15 protein-coding genes are annotated in these 18,728 nt (G+C 37.4%); 13 read left to right on the top strand and 2 right to left on the bottom strand.

Translation table 11 applies throughout. The features are described 5' to 3' along the window. Nucleotides 1-10: 10 nt before the first annotated feature. The 5 genes from NKR21_RS18365 to tagH all read left to right on the top strand — a co-directional run bounded on the left by NKR21_RS18365 (nucleotide 11) and on the right by tagH (nucleotide 6,890). Nucleotides 11-1,291: an ATP-grasp domain-containing protein gene (locus NKR21_RS18365; protein WP_012011456.1), complete on the top strand. Its 1,281-nt coding sequence runs from the start codon at nucleotides 11-13 to the stop codon at nucleotides 1,289-1,291. Then, nucleotides 1,292-2,470 (top strand): DegT/DnrJ/EryC1/StrS family aminotransferase, encoded by a 1,179-nt coding sequence (locus NKR21_RS18360; protein ID WP_144455438.1) that lies wholly within the window; start codon nucleotides 1,292-1,294, stop codon nucleotides 2,468-2,470. Then, nucleotides 2,457-4,289: a glycosyltransferase family 2 protein gene (locus tag NKR21_RS18355; RefSeq protein ID WP_012011454.1), complete on the top strand. Its 1,833-nt coding sequence runs from the start codon at nucleotides 2,457-2,459 to the stop codon at nucleotides 4,287-4,289. Before NKR21_RS18360 ends, NKR21_RS18355 begins: the two co-directional genes overlap by 14 nt. Nucleotides 4,290-4,441: 152 nt before the next feature. Beyond that, nucleotides 4,442-5,269 (top strand): ABC transporter permease, encoded by an 828-nt coding sequence (locus tag NKR21_RS18350; protein ID WP_012011453.1) that lies wholly within the window; start codon nucleotides 4,442-4,444, stop codon nucleotides 5,267-5,269. Between the two features lie 19 nt (nucleotides 5,270-5,288). Beyond that, complete coding sequence (gene tagH, locus NKR21_RS18345) at nucleotides 5,289-6,890, top strand: teichoic acids export ABC transporter ATP-binding subunit TagH (protein WP_012011452.1); 1,602 nt, start codon at nucleotides 5,289-5,291, stop codon at nucleotides 6,888-6,890. A gap of 26 nt (nucleotides 6,891-6,916) precedes the next feature. Here tagH and galU read toward each other — a convergent pair whose 3' ends face one another. Further along, nucleotides 6,917-7,798, bottom strand: a complete 882-nt coding sequence (galU, locus tag NKR21_RS18340; RefSeq protein ID WP_012011451.1) for a UTP--glucose-1-phosphate uridylyltransferase GalU — start codon at nucleotides 7,796-7,798, stop codon at nucleotides 6,917-6,919. A 239-nt stretch (nucleotides 7,799-8,037) separates the two neighbouring features. Here galU and wecB point away from each other — a divergent pair, with 239 nt between their 5' ends. Further along, complete coding sequence (gene wecB / locus NKR21_RS18335; protein ID WP_012011450.1) at nucleotides 8,038-9,177, top strand: non-hydrolyzing UDP-N-acetylglucosamine 2-epimerase; 1,140 nt, start codon at nucleotides 8,038-8,040, stop codon at nucleotides 9,175-9,177. An 84-nt stretch (nucleotides 9,178-9,261) separates the two neighbouring features. Here wecB and tagU read toward each other — a convergent pair whose 3' ends face one another. Further along, the gene (gene tagU / locus NKR21_RS18330) at nucleotides 9,262-10,182 is read right to left on the bottom strand and encodes a polyisoprenyl-teichoic acid--peptidoglycan teichoic acid transferase TagU (RefSeq protein WP_144455440.1); all 921 of its coding nucleotides are present in this window, start codon (nucleotides 10,180-10,182) and stop codon (nucleotides 9,262-9,264) included. A gap of 182 nt (nucleotides 10,183-10,364) precedes the next feature. On the opposite strand from tagU, the gene NKR21_RS18325 reads away from it, so the two are divergent. The 7 genes from NKR21_RS18325 (at nucleotide 10,365) to tuaC (ending at nucleotide 18,651) form a co-directional block, all read left to right on the top strand. Next, nucleotides 10,365-10,688 carry a lipoprotein gene (locus NKR21_RS18325; protein ID WP_012011448.1) on the top strand — a complete coding sequence of 108 codons (324 nt, stop codon included), beginning with the start codon at nucleotides 10,365-10,367 and terminating at the stop codon, nucleotides 10,686-10,688. Nucleotides 10,689-10,709: 21 nt separating this feature from the next. Further along, nucleotides 10,710-12,818 (top strand): SpoIID/LytB domain-containing protein, encoded by a 2,109-nt coding sequence (locus NKR21_RS18320; RefSeq protein ID WP_144455442.1) that lies wholly within the window; start codon nucleotides 10,710-10,712, stop codon nucleotides 12,816-12,818. 22 nt (nucleotides 12,819-12,840) lie between these two features. Continuing rightward, nucleotides 12,841-14,331: an N-acetylmuramoyl-L-alanine amidase gene (locus NKR21_RS18315; protein WP_144455444.1), complete on the top strand. Its 1,491-nt coding sequence runs from the start codon at nucleotides 12,841-12,843 to the stop codon at nucleotides 14,329-14,331. 232 nt (nucleotides 14,332-14,563) lie between these two features. Next, a complete protein-coding gene (locus tag NKR21_RS18310) occupies nucleotides 14,564-15,142 on the top strand; it encodes a prolipoprotein diacylglyceryl transferase (RefSeq protein ID WP_119125453.1) in 579 nt (192 codons plus the stop codon). A gap of 198 nt (nucleotides 15,143-15,340) precedes the next feature. After that, nucleotides 15,341-16,000 carry a sugar transferase gene (locus NKR21_RS18305; RefSeq protein ID WP_012011444.1) on the top strand — a complete coding sequence of 220 codons (660 nt, stop codon included), beginning with the start codon at nucleotides 15,341-15,343 and terminating at the stop codon, nucleotides 15,998-16,000. 18 nt (nucleotides 16,001-16,018) lie between these two features. Further along, nucleotides 16,019-17,470: a teichuronic acid biosynthesis protein TuaB gene (gene tuaB, locus NKR21_RS18300; RefSeq protein WP_012011443.1), complete on the top strand. Its 1,452-nt coding sequence runs from the start codon at nucleotides 16,019-16,021 to the stop codon at nucleotides 17,468-17,470. Next, entirely contained in the window at nucleotides 17,467-18,651 is a 1,185-nt protein-coding gene (gene tuaC / locus NKR21_RS18295) for a teichuronic acid biosynthesis protein TuaC (protein WP_012011442.1), read from the top strand. Before tuaB ends, tuaC begins: the two co-directional genes overlap by 4 nt. Nucleotides 18,652-18,728 lie beyond the last annotated feature (77 nt).

Here is an 18,728-nt window from a genome sequence, read left to right as displayed (position 1 = left end):
GGAGGTAACAATGAAAAATGTATTAGTGTTCCCATGTGGTTCAGAGATTGGTTTAGAAATTCACAATTCACTTAAGTTTTCTAAGGATTTTGAGCTGATAGGTGCTTCCAGTGTCTCTGACCATGGTAAATATGTATATAAAAATTATATAGAGAATGTCCCGGAAATACATGATGAAGACTTTATTGACAAATTGAATCATTTAATAGATGAAAATAAAATTGATTTTATTATACCAGCTCATGATAGTGTTGTGTTGAAATTAGCACAAAATCAAAAACGCATAAATGCAATAGTTGTAACATCTGATCAATTGACATGTGAGGTTGCTAGATCTAAAAAGAAAACATATGAATTTTTTAAAAAGCAGCCTTTTGTACCAAAAATGTACAAAACAATAGAGGAAGTTGAATTTTTCCCTGTCTTTTTAAAGCCTGATGTTGGACAAGGATCAAAAGGAATAGCTCTTGCAAGAGATAAAAAAGAGTTAGAATTCTATAAAAATAACAATTCTGATTTATTAATACTAGAATATCTTCCAGGTAAAGAATACACGATAGATTGCTTTACGAATAAAAATGGAGAACTTAAATACGCTGGCAGACGAGAAAGAAAACGAATTAAGAGTGGTATAAGCGTGAATTCCGCTACGTTGCAAATGGATGAGCAGACAAAACAAATTGCTGATGAGATTAACAAACATCTTCAATTTAGAGGAGCGTGGTTTTTTCAAATTAAAGAAGATGTGAACGGAGATTACAAATTGTTAGAAGTGGCTCCACGTATTGCAGGAACCATGGCTCTATATCGTAATAAAGGTGTTAATTTCCCATTACTTAGTTTATATGACCGGATGGATTTTAATATAAAAATAGAAGATAACGGTGTGAATCTCGAGGTAGATCGAGCACTAATCAACCGTTTTACTATTGCTTACTCTTATCAAAGAGTGTATGTAGATTTTGATGATACGATAACGTATAAAGACAAAGTTAATCCACTTTTAATGTTATTTTTATATCAATGCTTCAATAGTAATAAAGAAATTATTTTAATTACAAAGCATATTCATAATATCAAAGAAACTCTAGAAAAACTTCGAATTAATGCGAACCTTTTTAATCGTATCATTCATTTAGAAAAAGAAGATATAAAATCAAAATATATAGATAACCAAACACCGTCTATATTTATTGATGATTCTTTTAGTGAAAGAGATCAAATTAAAGCTGCTGGCATTCCAGTATTTGATGTAGATTCAATAGAATCTTTAATTGATTGGAGAAGTTAGATGGGAGAACAACTTAAATTTCCAAAACCAATACATGTTACAAAACCAAAGCTTCCTAAATTTGAGGAGTATACTGATAAAATAAAAGATATTTGGGAGAATAACTGGTTAACAAATGACGGTCCTTTACATGAAGAATTTAAAACTAATCTTAAAGATTACTTAGGAGCTTCAGAAGTTGAACTATTCACTAATGGTCATTTAGCTTTAGAACTAGCCCTGAAAACATTAGAAGTAAAAGGGGAAATTATTACTACTCCTTTTACTTTTGCTTCTACGATTCACGCAATAAAAAATACTGGTTTCCGACCAGTTTTTTGTGATATTGAATCAAATACATTTAACATTGATGTTAAACAAATTGAACAGCTCATTACAGAAAAAACAAGAGCAATTGTTGCGGTACATGTGTTTGGGAATCCTTGTGATGTAGTTGAATTAGATAGAATCTCAAGAGATTATGGGATACCTCTTATTTATGATGCTGCACATGCATTCGGAGTAAAGGTGGATGGAAACTATATTGGAGAATATGGTGATGTTTCTATGTTTAGTATGCATGCCACAAAAGTTTTCCATTCTATAGAAGGTGGAGTACTGTGTTATAAACGAAAAGACTTAACTAAACTACTCAAAGCTTTAAAGAATTTTGGTATTACTTCTAGTGAAACAGTTGATTACATTGGGATTAATGCAAAAATGAATGAATTTCAAGCTGCTATGGGTTTGGTTAATCTTAAAGAAATTGATCAAGATATCTTAAAGAGAAAAGAAGTTTATCATCTTTATGAAAAACATCTTTCTGAAATACCAGGAATTAACTTAGTTCGAATTAATAGAAATGTCCAGCATAACTATTCTTATTTTCCAATTTTATTAGAAAATTTAAATATGAGAGACTACTTAAATGAAGTATTAAAAGAATACAACTTATTTACTAGAAAATATTTCTATCCACTATGTAATGATTTTGGATGTTACTCATTTAATTCAAATGAAACACCAGTAGCAGTATATGTGAGTGATCGTATTTTGGCATTACCAATGTATTCTGAATTAACCTCTGATGAAGTAAAGCAAATTTGTACCATTATTAAAATTGTTTTAGAGGATTATCATGTTCAAGACAATAATAGAATGACGAATGAAGTGGGTGAGCTATCGAATGAGCCAGTATAAACTAAGTGTAGTAGTGTTGGTTTATAATACAGAAAACTATTTGAAGGAGTGTCTTGACTCACTAGTCAATCAATCGATGCCTGACTTGCAGATTATCGCAGTGAATGATGAAAGTCCCGATAATAGTGGGGAAATTTTAAATGAATATGAAAAGAAATACCCTAATATAACGGTAATTCATCAAAAAAATAGTGGTGGAGCCAATGCAGGAAATCATGGATTAAAATATGCAACTGGGGAATTCATAACTTTGATGGATTCAGACGATATATTGCCACTAGATGCGTATGAAAAGTTATATTTAGAAGCCAAAAGAAGTGAAGCAGATATTGTAATAGGCAGGCCTAATATATTAATAAATGGTGTTCAAAAAGAAATTATCTATAAAAAAGAGAGAGAAGTATGGCAATCAAACAGATTAATTGAACATGTGAAGGATTACCCTGACATTTTTTATGATGGTTTCTATTGGAATAAAATTTTCCGTAGAGATTTGATCTTTGAACACCAATGTTTTATGCCCCCAGGTATGCTATATGCTGATCGGCCGATGGTTCATAAGGCATTCCTATATGCAAATAAGATAGCTATTATCACAGATGTTGTGTATCTTTGGAGAAAAAGAGGAGAAGAAGCAACTCAGAAATCAATAACCCAACTAAACGGAGATTTGCGTAATTTCCAAGATCGAATAGAATCTCTTGCATATCAAATAAACTATTTTGAAGCTTATGGAGATAAGGAGCTTGAAAATGAGTTTTTAAAAAGAAATATTGAACGATTATTCTTTCCTATTAAAAATATCGTATTAGACAAAAAATTTAGACATGTTTTTTATAAAGAAATTAAGCCTATTTTACAAAAAGTTGACCATATTTTTAATAATGATTTGGGGATTACAAGTAACCTTTATATTTACTTTATTTTGAATGATTTGCATGAAGAATTGATTTATTATTTGGCTGGAAATCCAAAAGGAAACGTAATAAAAGATAATGGGAAATTCTACTGGTCTCTTCCCTTTTTTAGAAATAAAACACTTAACATACCAGATGAATTATTTGAGATAAAAGTGTTAAAAGAAGAATTTATAAAAATAAACAAAATAGGCATTGAAGATGGAAAGGTCATATTCAAAGGTATAGATATTCCAAAGTCATTCGATGGCGCAAGTGTTTATATTTCATTTGAATCTAGGCATAAATTAACCGAAAAGACTGTAATTAGTGCGTTTTTAGATCATACAGGTAAATTAAACGCAGCACTTTCATTGAAAGATTTTAATCAAGTTGCAACTTACGATATTTACATTATTGTAAAAATAGATAATAAGGAAGATAAATTCAGAATCTCTAACAAAATGTCTAGTAACAAACTCAATAACCTTAAAGATTCAAATTTCAACCTATTTTACACAAGTAACGGAAAGTTATCTATTGAGAATATTGATCTGAAGATAGAACAGTTGATTTTAAATGAAGTTGGTATTTTTATATTAACAGAACAGCCAATCATAGAATCAGATGCATTTTATTTGAAGAATCGAATAACACAAGAAAAGATCTTCATGGAAAGGGTCTCAAGCACGGAGTTCAAGATTAAGTGGGAACATTTTTTTGAAAGTTTTAAAATATATGATTTATTTTATTGTTCTCAGGAGCGTCATTTTAGAATGAGAAAAAGTTTATTTACAGAAAAATTAAATCAAATGTATAGATTAGAGACTTTTCAGATAGAGTTTTACGAAACGGATAAAGGAAATATTTCTTTAAAAAGTTCGACTTTCTTAACTCGTTTATTGTCAAAGCTCAAGAGATGAATCTAGCTAGGGGGCAGTAACTGCCTCCTTTTTTAATTTCTTGACTATACCCATTTTGGCGACAAGTGAAATATTTCTCAACATCTGTTACAATTATGAGCGGTGCTTTTAAAAAAAGTAATTCCAAAAACTTATATCTAAGGAAGATTCGAATGAACGCAATGTTGACGATACTAAAGGAGCAAATTAGCTCATTTCCGCTGATTATGCGGCTTGCTGTTTATGAAACTAAATCAAAATATCAGATGAATTATTTAGGTGTTTTATGGCAGTTTTTAAATCCATTGATTCAAATGCTGGCTTACTGGTTTGTTTTTGGTCTGGGAATCCGCGGAGGACAGCCCATTGTTATTGGGGGAATGGAAGTTCCTTTTATCATTTGGATGCTTGCGGGATTAATCCCTTGGTTCTTCATTAGTCCAACGATTCTTGATGGATCAAACAGTGTGTTTAAACGCATTAATATGGTATCGAAAATGAACTTTCCGATTAGTGCGCTGCCGTCTGTAGTGATTATGTCCAACTTGTTCAGTTACTTTGTCATGATGGGAGTCTATCTGATTGTGCTGATTTCCTATGGCATATACCCTGATGCGCACTGGCTGCAATATATATACTATCTTATTTGTATGATCGCGTTTATGTTTTCGTTTAGTTTGTTTAATTCCACGATTAGCGTACTCGTGAGGGACTATCAATTTCTTTTACAATCCGTGACACGTTTGCTTTTCTTTTTGCTGCCGATTTTTTGGAATATCTCAGAGAAGCTCACTGGAGACAAAGGATGGATCGGGGATATACTAAAATTGAATCCTCTTTTCTACATTATTGATGGTTTTAGAAATAGCTTGTTAAAGGGAGAATGGTTCTTCCATGATGTGAAATATACGCTTTATTTTTGGCTGATCACGCTACTTCTTTTAACAGTCGGTTCATTGCTTCATATGAAATTTAGGGATAAATTTGTCGATTTTCTTTAAAAAGTAAGGAGATTATACGATGAAACTAAAGGTTTCGTTTCGAAACGTATCCAAGCAATATGTCTTATATAAAAAGCAGTCGGACAAGATCAAAGGACTGTTTTTACCCAATAAAAATGAAAAAGGTTTCTTTGCTGTTCGTGATGTATCCTTTGATGTATATGAAGGTGAGACAATTGGTTTTGTAGGGATCAACGGATCTGGAAAATCGACAATGTCAAACCTTCTAGCAAAAATTATTCCACCCACAAGTGGTGAAATTGATATGGATGGCCAGCCTTCGTTAATTGCCATTGCGGCAGGGCTGAACAATCAGTTGAGCGGGAAAGACAACATTCGTCTTAAGTGCTTGATGATGGGGCTAACGAATAAAGAGATAGATGAGCTTTATGAAAAAATCGTAGAGTTTGCGGATATCGGTGATTTTATTGATCAACCCGTGAAGAGCTATTCAAGCGGGATGAAATCACGTCTTGGCTTCGCCATTTCAGCGCATATCGATCCAGATATCTTGATTATTGATGAAGCGTTGTCTGTTGGTGACCAAACCTTCTATCAAAAATGCGTGGATCGTATCACAGAATTCAAAGAACAAGGGAAGACAATCTTTTTTGTCAGCCATTCCATTAGTCAAATTCAAAAAATCTGTGATCGAGTCGCTTGGATGCATTATGGTGAGCTTCGTATGTTTGATGATACGAAGAAAGTTGTAAAAGAGTATAAGGAGTTTGTTGACTGGTTTAACAAGCTTTCCAAAAAAGAGAAACAAAAATACCAAATGGAACACAAAGAAGGTAGAAAAGGCGTACAAAAGATGGAAAAAGTGACTCGTTATAAAGAAAGTGGGAAACGACGTTCATTTTTTGGGCCAGCCTTTCAAGTGACGATAATAGCTGTTTTAACCATTTTACTTGCCTTATCGATGTTTTCAGATCGGCCGCTTCGTACACTGGCCACGTTTGGTGCAATTCCGTCTAATAAGACAGAAGCACCTCAATCAAAGAACCCGCTAACGAAGGGGGCTCCTGATATGAAAAAGGTGGATCAACAGACGATTGTTACAGCAGATCCACTTACGGTGTACAAAGATCAAGCTATGAAAAAGAAGGCAGATGTCACTTTGCCATTTGGTCAAGAGGTACAAGCAGTCGCTGAAAATAAACAAACCGTTCAAATCAAAACAGCATCAGAGACGTATTTTGTCAAACCTGATGGGCTTCAACATGCTGAGGAATTAAAGGCTTTATCCATTGGACCTGGACAGTTCAACTCGTATGTATCGCCCGCATCTGCTGGCTCGTATGAGTATTTACTTTCTTTCCTTGGAAAAGAAGAATCTGTGTTGAAGCAAAAAATGCAAACGCTGAGCTCGATCAAAAGTGAACAAGGTGCTACTATTGAGCGGCTGACCACTGAGAAAACCGATTATGTGATTGAAAATGGACAGGCGAATACGTTGGTATTCCGTGAGGTCATGCCAATCTCGCCATCTACACTTGGTCTCACAGAACAGAACGTTTGGTTGAATGAGAAACAAACGAAATTCGCAGTGAAGGGCGAAAAGAACTTGTTTATCATTGATAATGAACAGCATACACTGACGATCTCAGTGATCAAATAAAAAGCTGCCGATTTCGGCAGCTTTTTTTAATTCACTTCTTCTTTTTCGAGAAGCTGTTTCATAAATGGAATGAGTTTCTTTTTCAGATCCTCATCTTGAAGGGCAAATTCAAGCGTTGTCTCGATGAAGCCTTGCTTCTCACCGACATCGTATCGTTTTCCTTCAAAATCATAGGCGAATACTCGCTGGATGTCATTCAGCTTCTGGATGGCATCTGTCAGCTGAATTTCCCCACCTGCACCAATCTCTTGCTGTTCGAGGTACATGAAGATCTCTGGCGTGAAAATGTAGCGTCCTAAAATGGCTAGATTCGATGGTGCTGTTCCTTGCGGCGGCTTTTCAACAAAGTTTTTCACTTGGTAACGGCGTCCTTCTTGTGTAAGAGGATCGATAATCCCGTAGCGATGCGTATCGTGATCTGCTACTTGCTGAACACCAATGACAGATGATAGAGTTTTTTCGTATTCATCCATCAGCTGGCGGAGCCCAGGTGTTTCGGCTTGAACAATGTCATCACCTAATAAAACAGCAAAAGGCTCATCACCGATAAAGTTTCTTGCACACCAAACAGCATGACCAAGACCTTTTGGTTCTTTTTGACGAATGTAGTGGATATCAGCAATGTTAGAAGATTTCCTTACTTTTTCTAACAGCTCCTTTTTCCCTTTTTCCTCTAGGTTACGCTCAAGTTCTGGAGCAAAATCAAAATGATCTTCAATTGCTCTTTTTCCTTTTCCAGTGACGATAATAATGTCTTCGATTCCTGATTCAACAGCTTCTTCAATAATATATTGAATGGTTGGTTTATCAACGATTGGGAGCATCTCTTTAGGCATGGCTTTTGTTGCAGGGAGGAAACGTGTCCCGAGACCTGCAGCTGGTATAATGGCTTTCCGTACTTTTTTCAATGTATTTTGCACCGTCCTTAAATACTGATGTGAAAATTAAGAGAATACCACTAAATTCTACCTTACTTTTAAAAGTAAGCAAATAATTTTATGATGTTTAAAGTAATTTTAATAGAAAAAAGTAAATATAAACAGTCAGTTCTGTGAAAATTTTATTAATTTTAGAATGGTTAGTTTATCATTCGAAGAGATCTTTAGTACAATAAAAACAATATGTATTGATGAAAAGAGGCATAAAAGTGAAAAAACTAAATGTAATGACTATTTTCGGTACTAGACCTGAAGCGATCAAAATGGCACCACTTGTCCTTGAATTAAATAAACATCCACAGATAAATTCAATTGTTACTGTGACAGCCCAACACAGAGAAATGCTTGATCAAGTTCTTGAGGCTTTTTCAATTACGCCAGATCATGATTTAAACATCATGAAACAGCGCCAGACATTATCTGAAATTACATCAAATGCACTGTTAAAGCTAGATCAATTATTCCAAGAAGAAAAACCTGATATTGTCCTGGTCCATGGGGATACAACAACGACCTTTGCAGGAAGCTTGGCAGCATTTTATCACCAAATTTCAGTCGGTCACGTCGAAGCAGGATTGAGAACACACAATAAATATTCGCCGTTCCCAGAGGAATTGAATCGTCAAATGACAGGTACTATTGCCGATATTCATTTCTCTCCTACAGAGGAAGCGAAGCAGAATCTTTTAATTGAAAATAAAAAAGAAGAGACCATTTTTGTGACAGGTAATACAGCAATTGACGCCCTGCAAACAACAGTTACTGAGCATTATCAGCACCCTATTTTAGAAAGAATAGGAACGGATAAAATGGTCTTGTTAACGGCACATCGCAGAGAGAATCTCGGCCAGCCAATGAAAAACATGTTTAGAGCTATTAGACGTGTTGTAGAAGAATTTGAAGATGTTCAGGTTGTTTATCCTGTTCATTTAAACCCTGCCGTACGTGATGCGGCTCAGACAGAATTTAGCGGTCTAGACCGTGTACACTTAATTGAACCGCTTGAAGTCGTTGATTTCCATAACTTTGCTGCCGCTTCACATTTTATTTTAACGGATTCTGGCGGTGTACAAGAAGAGGCACCTTCTCTAGGGAAGCCAGTATTAGTGCTCCGTGATACAACAGAACGTCCAGAAGGCGTGAAAGCTGGTACACTTAAGCTTGCAGGTACGGATGAAGAGACCATTTACAAGATGGCAAAAGAGCTGCTAGTAGATCAGAAGGAATATGACAGCATGTCGAAGGCGTCTAATCCTTATGGTGACGGACAAGCATCGAAACGAATTGTCCAAGAGCTTCTTCATCGATTTGGATTAAGTGAAGAAAAACCTGTCCCATTCAAATCATAAAAAAGAAGACTACAGTTATGTAGTCTTTTCAGATTGTTGACAAAGGGCTAAAATGATCTTGATTTTAGCCCTTTGTCTTCTTTTTTACTGCTCCAAACTGTCCTTCAATTCCTTCTTCACTTTAGCCAGACTGCTATCATCAAGCTGATAATAATAGATATTATTGATGCGAGCTCCCGTTCCTTTCAGCTCGTGCTGCTTCACATGCTGTCTTGCGTCACGGTAGTCATTCATCATCGTCCACATATCATCAAATGACATGTTGGTCTTCATATTGTTTTCCACGACTTTGAACATATCGCCGAACTTTGTAATAGATGAGATGTTTGCCCCTTTAGCAATGATCCCTTCAATGACTTGGCGCTGCCTTTGTTGACGTCCGAAGTCACCCTTTGGATCTTGCTTTCTCATTCTTGTGTAGGCAAGGGCTTGATCGCCATTTAAATTAATTTCTCCTGTGCCAAATGAGTGGCCATCATAGCTGAAAGCAAATGTGCTGTTCACTGTAATGCCGCCAAGTGTATCGACAACATCCTTAAAGCTTTCCATATTGACTTTCACGAAGTAATCAACAGGTACATCAAGCAATTCCTCTACAGTATCAGCTGCCATTTGTGTGCCGCCGAATGCATAGGAGTGGTTGATTTTATCCATTGTGCCTTTTCCGACAATTTTCGTATACGTATCACGTGGGATACTCACCATCTCAGTCGTTTTGGTTTTTGGGTTAACGGTCATGTATATTAATGTATCCGCACGGCCTCGGTCATTTTTTCTTTCATCAACGCCCATGACTAAAATAGAAATCGGGTCTTTCTTATTTAAATCGACATCTTTGTCACGCTTATCTGACTTCTTTAAATTCTCCTGAATGCCTGCCACGGTTGATGCTGCTGTATTCCAAAGATGATATGCATATCCGCCAGTTGCTAATACGAATAAGCCAATAATCGATAAAATAATCCAAAGAACCTTTTTCTTCTTTCGTTTTCTTTCAGCTCTCATAATGTCCCTCACCTTTTCTATGATTCTTCCATGATTATAGGTTTACGAATCTTGATAAACAAGTTATTTTTTTACTCTGAACCTAGATATAGACGTTGTAACAAAAAAAAGGTTTCAAAAAACCTTAAATTTACCTTAAAATATTAAGTTATAAGACGATACAAAGACATGAGGTGAAAAAAATGAAGAAAATCGTCGTTTTACCGTTCTTAATACTACTACTTGGTATCGTGCTCACTGCATGTGGAACGGCTGAGCAGTCCTCGGGAGAAAACAAGACAAGCAGTTCAACTCCTCAGGTGCTGGAAGAAAAAGCTGAATTTATTGGTATGGCTGATGCACATACAGTCGAAGTGAAAAAAGTGAATACGACCTTAAACTATGAATTTACGGATAATTTTAAAGATGTGTTAAATGAATTCAATCCAGGAGATAAAGTAGAAATCTCTTACTTTATTAATGACAGTGGTCAAAAGGAAATTCAAGAAATCAAAAAAGTACAATAGAGAGTCGGTGGGATCATCAAATTGAAAAAATTAAGTCTAACATTTACAACGTTCATCTTACTTTTGCTTGTATTTATGCCAAATGATGCAGCAGCGGCAAGCTCAATTTCTGTTAAATTATCAAACTATGTTGGGAATAAAAACAACTTTAACATATCATCATCCGGCTTATACAAAGTAACTGGTACAAATGTATCTTCCGTCGCTCGATATGATGGTAAGAACCGTTATGAGGTAGCCAATAGTATCGCTTCAGCAGGTTGGAAAAATCCATCTACCATTGTCATTGTAAATCGTGACGCATTTGCAGATGCTATTTCCGCTACACCATTAGCTTATAAACTGAATGCACCTATTTTATATACGAATGCTGAACAATTAACAAAGACCACTGAAAAGCAAATTAAAAAAATGAATCCTGATAATATTCTCATTATCGGTGGAACAACAAGTGTTTCTTCAGCAACTGAGAAAGCATTAAAGAAATACGGAAAGATCAAAAGAATCAGTGGTAAATCACGTTATGCTGTTTCACAAAACATTGCAAAAGAGATGGGGAACTATAGTGAAGCTATAGTGGCAACAGGAAGCATTTTTACTGACAGTGCTTCAGTAACTCCATATGCTGCAAGAAACGGCTACCCTATTCTGTTAACGAAGAAAGACAGTTTACCCACTTACAAACTCCCGAAAAAAGTTGTGATTATTGGTGGAGAAAAGAGTGTTAGCAAAAAAGTTGAATCTCAAATTAAAAAAACGTCCACTGTGAAAAGAATAGGTGGAGCTAATAGATATGAGGTCTCTGCAAATATTGTAACTGGGTTAAACATGAATGCTAATAAGCTATATTTAGCAAACGGTTCTATTTTCACAGATGCAATTACATTTTCACTTTTAGCAGCAAAGAACAACAGCCCTATGGTACTTGTAAAAGAAAATAGTTTAACATCACCAGTGACATCAGTTGTCAAAAAACAGGGGACGTACTCGTTCCAATTGTCTGGTGGAGTAAAATCCATTTCAGCAAGTCTACAATCTAAATTATCAAAAGAATTTTATTTGAAGAATAATAAGGATTATCAATTGAATGTTTCTAACGGAAAAATTTCAATCAAAGGCATTAAGACATTTGGATCTTCAGTAAGAGTTGTTCCAGAGAAATATTCAACTACAAATGTCATTCGAGTTGCTGGGAAAGCATACTTGGGGAACATGAATTTTGCTGTAGAATCAGGCTATATTCGACCAACAAATGAAAACATCCCTTTTGAAGATTATCTTAAAGGGGTTGTGCCGAATGAAATGCCAGCAAGCTGGCATGTTGAGGCATTGAAAGCACAGGCTGTTGCAGCACGTACATATTCTGTAAGCAGTATAGGGAAGGTTGTGCCAGATACAACAGCGTTCCAAGTATATGGCGGTTATAACTGGTCTACAAACTCTACAAAAGCTGTAGATGCTACAAAAGGCAAGGTACTAAAATATAATAATCAATTGATTTCTGCAACCTATTATTCTAGTAATGGGGGCTACACCGAGGCTAGTGAAGAAGTGTGGTCAAGTGCATTTCCTTACCTAGTCGCAAAAGCAGATACAAAAGATCCAAAGAATGCTTGGACACTTAAACTATCAAAAACTCAATTGAGTACATCACTTAGTGCGTCATCTCCAGCATCTTGGTGGAGTAAGACAGCAGAAACAAATGCAAGTCAGTTGAATGGCTTGAAGAACTGGATTCTAAAAAATAAAGAAACATCAGCTTCAGATATTAAGATTGCTAATATTTCTAGTGTCACCTTTTCTGGGAAAACAAAAGGGCAGAGAGCAAAAACAGCCTCTTTGAAAGTTAGCTATCACTTAAAAAATAAAACAGGTTCCTACAGTATGAATAAATCAGCAACACTTAGTTTTAAAATGACTGAATTTAGATCAATACTTGGTGCCACTAATTTAAAAAGCACATACGCTTCAGTCAAGAACAACACCAATGATTTCACTATCACAGGAAAAGGATATGGACATGGAGTTGGAATGAGTCAATATGGAGCGAAAATGAGAGCTGAGTCAGGAAGCTCATACTCAAGTATTTTGTCATTCTATTACCCTGGTGCAAAATTAACAACGAATTAAAACATCAAAGGAGGTTATAAATGTGCGCTCTATCTTAAAAGTTGTATTTTTAAGTGTAGTAACCATGTGTTTGTTTCTTCCATCTGCACTTGCTGACAATTCAGTCACAAGAATTGATGGGAAAAACCGTTATGCTGTTGCGGTGAATGCGGCGAAAAAAAGTTGGACAACATCAAGTACAGTTGTTCTTGTAGGGAAAGATGCATATGCGGATGCATTAAGTGCAGTTCCTTTTGCATATCAAAAAAATGCACCTGTTCTTTTTACAAACAGTACTAGTTTATCTACAGATACGAAAAAAGGCCTTCAAAGTCTAAAAACAAAGAATGTGATTATTCTTGGTGGCACAAAAAGTGTCTCTGGAAAGGTAACAACTCAGCTTAAATCGATGGGGATTTCTGTGAAACGTATTAGTGGTAAGAACCGCTATGACTTAGCAGCAAATATCGCAAAACAAATGAAAAGCTCTAGTACGGCTGTTGTAGCCAATGGCTTTGCTTATGCAGATGCCGTTGCCATTGCACCTTATGCTGCAAAACAAGGCTATCCAATCTTATTAACAAATGATAAAGGTTTACGTTCGGAAACTTCAGCGGTCATGAAAAGCCGAGGAGTTAAAAATACCATTGTCATTGGTGGGGAGTCTAGCGTAAATAAATCAGCTTATGCTCAGTTGCCTTCACCTGGAAGAATTGGTGGAGCAAATCGTTATGAAGTCGCAGCAAATATTGTGAAGAAATACAATATGAGTACGAGCACTACGTATATTAGTAATGGTTTTGCCTATGCGGATGCCGCTTCAGGAGCTAGTATTGCTGCTAAGCAAGGTAAAGCTTTTATTTTCACAAATGAAAAAACATTACCAAAAGCAACTAGACAAATAATTGGTTCGAAGAAGATCACTTCATTTAGTATTCTAGGTGGTACATCCACTGTGACGAATACTGTGGTTTCCCAATTGAAAAACCCTGTCGTCGGGAAAAAAGTATTCATCGATCCAGGTCATGGTGCACATGATTCAGGAGCAGTAGGCTACGGGTTATATGAAAAGAACTTGAATTTAGATGTAGCGAAACGTTTAAATACGAAATTAAACAATGCTGGTGCACTTACAACGATGTCAAGAACATCAGATACATTTGATAGTCTCCAAACACGAGTGAGCAAAGGTGCGTCGGCAAATGCAGATATCTTCATCAGTGTCCATGCGAACTCAAATGATAACAGCAGTGCAAACGGAACAGAAACGTATTATGATAAAACATATGCGTCTGCAAACAGCTTGAAGCTTGCGCAAAACATTCAGCCGAAAATGGTCAGTGCACTTGGTACAAGAGACCGTGGTGTGAAAACAGCTGGATTCTACGTGATTAAATATTCTAAAATGCCGAGTGTTCTTTTAGAAACTGGTTTTGTGTCAAGTCCAGTCGATTCAAATATCTTGAAATCAGCTACGTATAAAGATCGTTTAGCGTCAGGCATTTCAAGCGGTGTGTCAGGTTACTTTAGATAAGAAAATACAAAGATGAGGGGTGCCTCAGATACTCCTCTTAGGCTGCTCGAGAACGTCTCTCGGCAGCCTTTTTTCAAAAGTCTATGAAGTAATCGAGTCGCCGATGATGTGTCAAGTTAAAAATACATTTCATTTCTAGTTATCTTTGTTATAATTGAAATATAAAAGGTGATGGTTTACGCATGAATCTTCAAGCGACAGCCAATCGACAAATCATGAAGAGGTGACAATTTTGAAAAAATTAATCACAATGCCGTTTCTAGTATTGCTTCTAGGTGTCTTACTCACAGCGTGCGGCACAACAAATCAATCAAACGACAACAATAAGGATGACAGCAAAAAGGAAACAACCGAAGCAGCTGATCAAAAGAAAGAAAATGCTTCAGAGGAAAAGGAAAAAACAGAAGATCAATCATCAAATGAAAAAGCAGATGATCAAAGCAAAGAAACAGTTGCTCAAAAAGAAGAGCAATCTGGTCAATCTGATGAAGACGCAAAAGACAGCTCAAGTAAAGAAATCACAAAAGAAGAACCAGCTAAAGAACAATCAAAAACTGATTCTAAAACAAAGAAAGAATCAACAACAAATAAGCAAAATGAAGTCACCAAAGAAGGCACATATGTCGGCTTGGCTGATGGACATACCATTGCTGTGAACATTGATGGCAAAGAAGTCGCTATTCAATTCGGAAATACGTTTTCTAAACAAGTGAACAGCTTAAAAGAAGAATCCAAAGTGAAAGTCACTTATACAAAAGATGCAAACGGAACCCTTCGATTAAAAACCATCGAATCTGTTAAAGCAAAATAAAGAAAAGACCGGAGACCCGCAGAATTGCGGGTCTTTTTTACGTTGAAAAGGGTATAACTTGATATAAGTGCACATTCTTAACACAGTTTTACAAGACTTAACAGCGCATTTACATTTGCTTAATGTTGCTCTGCTAAACTGACTTTCATAGAACATCTCTTTACACAACAACTACTTTGAATGGTGAGGTGCAGGTCAGTGAGTGCAGAGAAAGCGATGAATCTTTATAGAGAATATGAAGTGAGACGAAACCACTCTTTTGCCTTAACAGAACATATGGTTCGTTATTTATTTGCAAAACGTTTCATAGATTTAATGTTCTCGTTCATCGGATTGATGTTGAGTACGCCAATCATTTTGCTGTTTGCTCTTTTGATTAAGCTGGAAACACCGGGACCAGCCTTTTATATGCAGGAGAGGGTCGGGAAAGATGGTGTTTACTTTAAATTATGGAAGCTCAGATCGATGAGAATCGATGCTGAAAGCGGAGGAGCGAAATGGGCACAAAAAAATGATCCACGTATCACCAAAGTGGGAGCCTTCATTCGTAAAACAAGAATCGATGAACTTCCGCAATTTATCAATGTGTTAAAAGGAGAAATGAGTATCGTAGGTCCGCGGCCAGAAAGACCGATGTTTACCGCAGAATTTAACCGGACGATTCCAGGTTTTACGAAAAGATTAACGGTCAAGCCGGGACTGACAGGTCTTGCTCAAGTAAATGGAGGATATGAAATGAGTCCAAGTGAAAAATTAACACATGACTTACATTATATTCAAAACTTGACATTTTCTCTCGACACGAAGATTATGGTAAAAACGTTAAAAGTCATCATGACGGGTGACGGAGCCAGATAAGTAAAGTAGGGAAGAGAAATGGCAAGTATGAAAAAACGAATGCTAGGCGGGGCGAAATGGACAAGCTTGTCCGCATTCATCATTACGATCATCCAAATCGCACAGTTCGCCTTTTTAGGGAATGTGATGTCACTGAAAGAGTTTGGACTCGTTGGTATGATCACAACTGTCACAATATTTACGCAGATTTTACTTGATCTAGGGATCGGGGCAGCGATCATCCAAAAAGAACAAACAACAGAACGGCAATTATCTACATTATATTGGATCAATTTACTCACTGGAGTTGTCTTATTCTGTTTACTCATTCTAGTTAGCCCAATGATTGCCGCTTTTTATAACCGACCAGAGCTGGAGGGGTTGCTGAAACTATTATCGATCATGTTTCTGATTGCTCCTATTGGCCAGCAATACCAATACATGATGCAAAAGGACCTAGCTTTTAAAACACTAAGTGCCATTGAAGCCGTTGCGACCATGATATCGCTGATTGTTTTACTCGCATTGGCCTTCTTCATCAATCCGATTGTAGCCTATGTCGTTTCTCAAGTGCTGCTGCAATCAGGAAAAGGGCTTATGTATGCCGCAGCTTATTGGAAGAAGTGGCGCCCAGCACCTGTTTTTGCATTAGGAGAAGTGAAAGAGTTTTTCTCATTCGGTGCTTTCCAGCTCGCATCCAGACTAGTCAATCGAGCAGGATCGAATATAGACATGATTTTAATCGGCCGGTTTCTTGGAGCAGAAGCGTTAGGTATTTATAGCTTGGCGTATCAAATTGTGACGATTCCCGTGCTGAAGATCAATCCGATTGTGACGAGAGTGGCTTTCCCTGTTTTTGCAAAAAGCCAGCGTGATCACTCCATGCTGCGAGAGGGCTTCCTCAGTATGACGAATATGCTCGCATTGATTAGCTTTCCGCTATTAGTCGGTCTTGTTGCTGTATCAGATAGCTTTATAGAAGTAGTGTTTGGAGAGAAATGGCTCGTAGCTGTTCCGGTTCTTAATATATTGTGCATTGTTGGCCTTCTGCGTGTGCTGATGAATCCAAACGGGTCCATACTTCTTGCAAAGGGGAGAGCGGACTTAGCCTTTTATTGGGATATGGGAATGCTTCTTGTGTATGGAACCGCCTTATATGTAGGTGTCAGCACAGGCAGTCTGCTCACAGTAGCTTGGGTTTACTCAGGTGTCAGCCTGCTCAACTTCATTGTTGGCAGATGGCTCATGGCTTATGTCATTCAGCTAGATATGAAGGTGTATTTAAAATCACTTGGCAAACCTGCTGTTATGACGCTATTGATGGCCGCCTGTGCGGTAGCCCTGCATCAAGGGATGAAGCTGACATCAGCGGATATTTTACTTCAATTAGGACTGACGATTTGTGTCAGTGCTGCATTGTACGGCTTGCTGCTCATCAAAATGTATCCGCAGGTGGCAGGCAAATTAATGAGAAGAGGTCGTTCGTCATGAAGGTGCTATGGCTGACAAGTGTATATCCTAGTGAAAAACATCCAAGTGAAGGTGTATTCCATGAAACGCAAGTACAGGAGCTGCTCAAACAAGGAATACAAGTGACCGTCATCTGTCCCAACCCAGTTAATCCACCGATTTTGCGGATGCTGAAGGCGTCCTATCGGCAGAAAAAGGATCTGCCCGAACAGGAAATGAGAAACGGAGTGACCGTATACAGGCCGCCCTATACAGCACTCCCCGGACAGCTGAAATGGGCACAGCCGAGTAAACGAATAGCGGCTTCTGTTCTCGGCGCTATGCAGCGTTATCAGCTGTCACCAGATTTTATCCATGCGCACTTTGCAATGCCATCTGGCGGAGCAGCGGCTGTGATTCAGCAAAAAACGAAAATTCCTTATCTTTTGACCTTACATGGCAGTGATGTGAACGTGTATCCGAGCTATAGTAAAGGGGCATATGCAGCCTTTGAAACGGCGGTGAAACAGGCATCGGCAGTTCTGACGGTGAGTGAAGAGCTTGCTAAAAAGACAAATGACATGACGAAAGTAGAAGCGCAATGCCTCCCGCTCGGTATTCCGCTCCAGTCATTTTCTAAAACGGAAGAAGATCAACAAGTCATCAGGGAAAAGTTAGGCTTACCCCTTCACGACAAGCTCGTTGTCTTCGTCGGCCGATTAGTCAAAGAGAAAGGTTTGCTTGAATTAGTTGAAGCTATCAGTGGCATGGATGGTGTGAAAGCAGTTTTTGTTGGAAAAGGCCCCCTTGCAAAAGAGCTCACAGAACGGGCTGGAGCATCCATTATACTCCCAGGGCAGGTGCCGAATGATCAGGTGAAAGACTATTTAATGGCAACCGATCTGTTTACGCTTCCGTCCTATAGTGAAGGAATGCCAACCGTCGTTCTGGAGGCGCTCGCTTTAAAAGTACCTGTCATTGCGACAAGAGTCGGTGGTCTTCCAACCTTATTTTCTAGCTATCAACACCTGCTCGTTGATCCGCATTCGGCAAATCAGTTAAAAGAGGCCATTCACGCCTACCTTTATGAAAACAGGTGGAATGAGCAAGTAAAAAGCGATCTACATCAAATCGTTCATACAGAATATTCATCAGAAAATAATGCGAAGCAGCTCATACAGCAATATGAAAAGGTGCTTCATCAATCAAGATCCATCGTTTAAACAAGATGAAATGTGCAAAGAATGATAGATAGATAAACAGCTTGGAACGGACAATATGCTTTTACTGAGAGGATGAA

The sequence above is a fragment of the Bacillus sp. 1735sda2 genome (genome assembly GCF_024159245.1).
GTDB lineage: Bacteria > Bacillota > Bacilli > Bacillales > Bacillaceae > Bacillus > Bacillus pumilus_O.
This window is presented reverse-complemented; position numbering and strand designations above follow the sequence as displayed.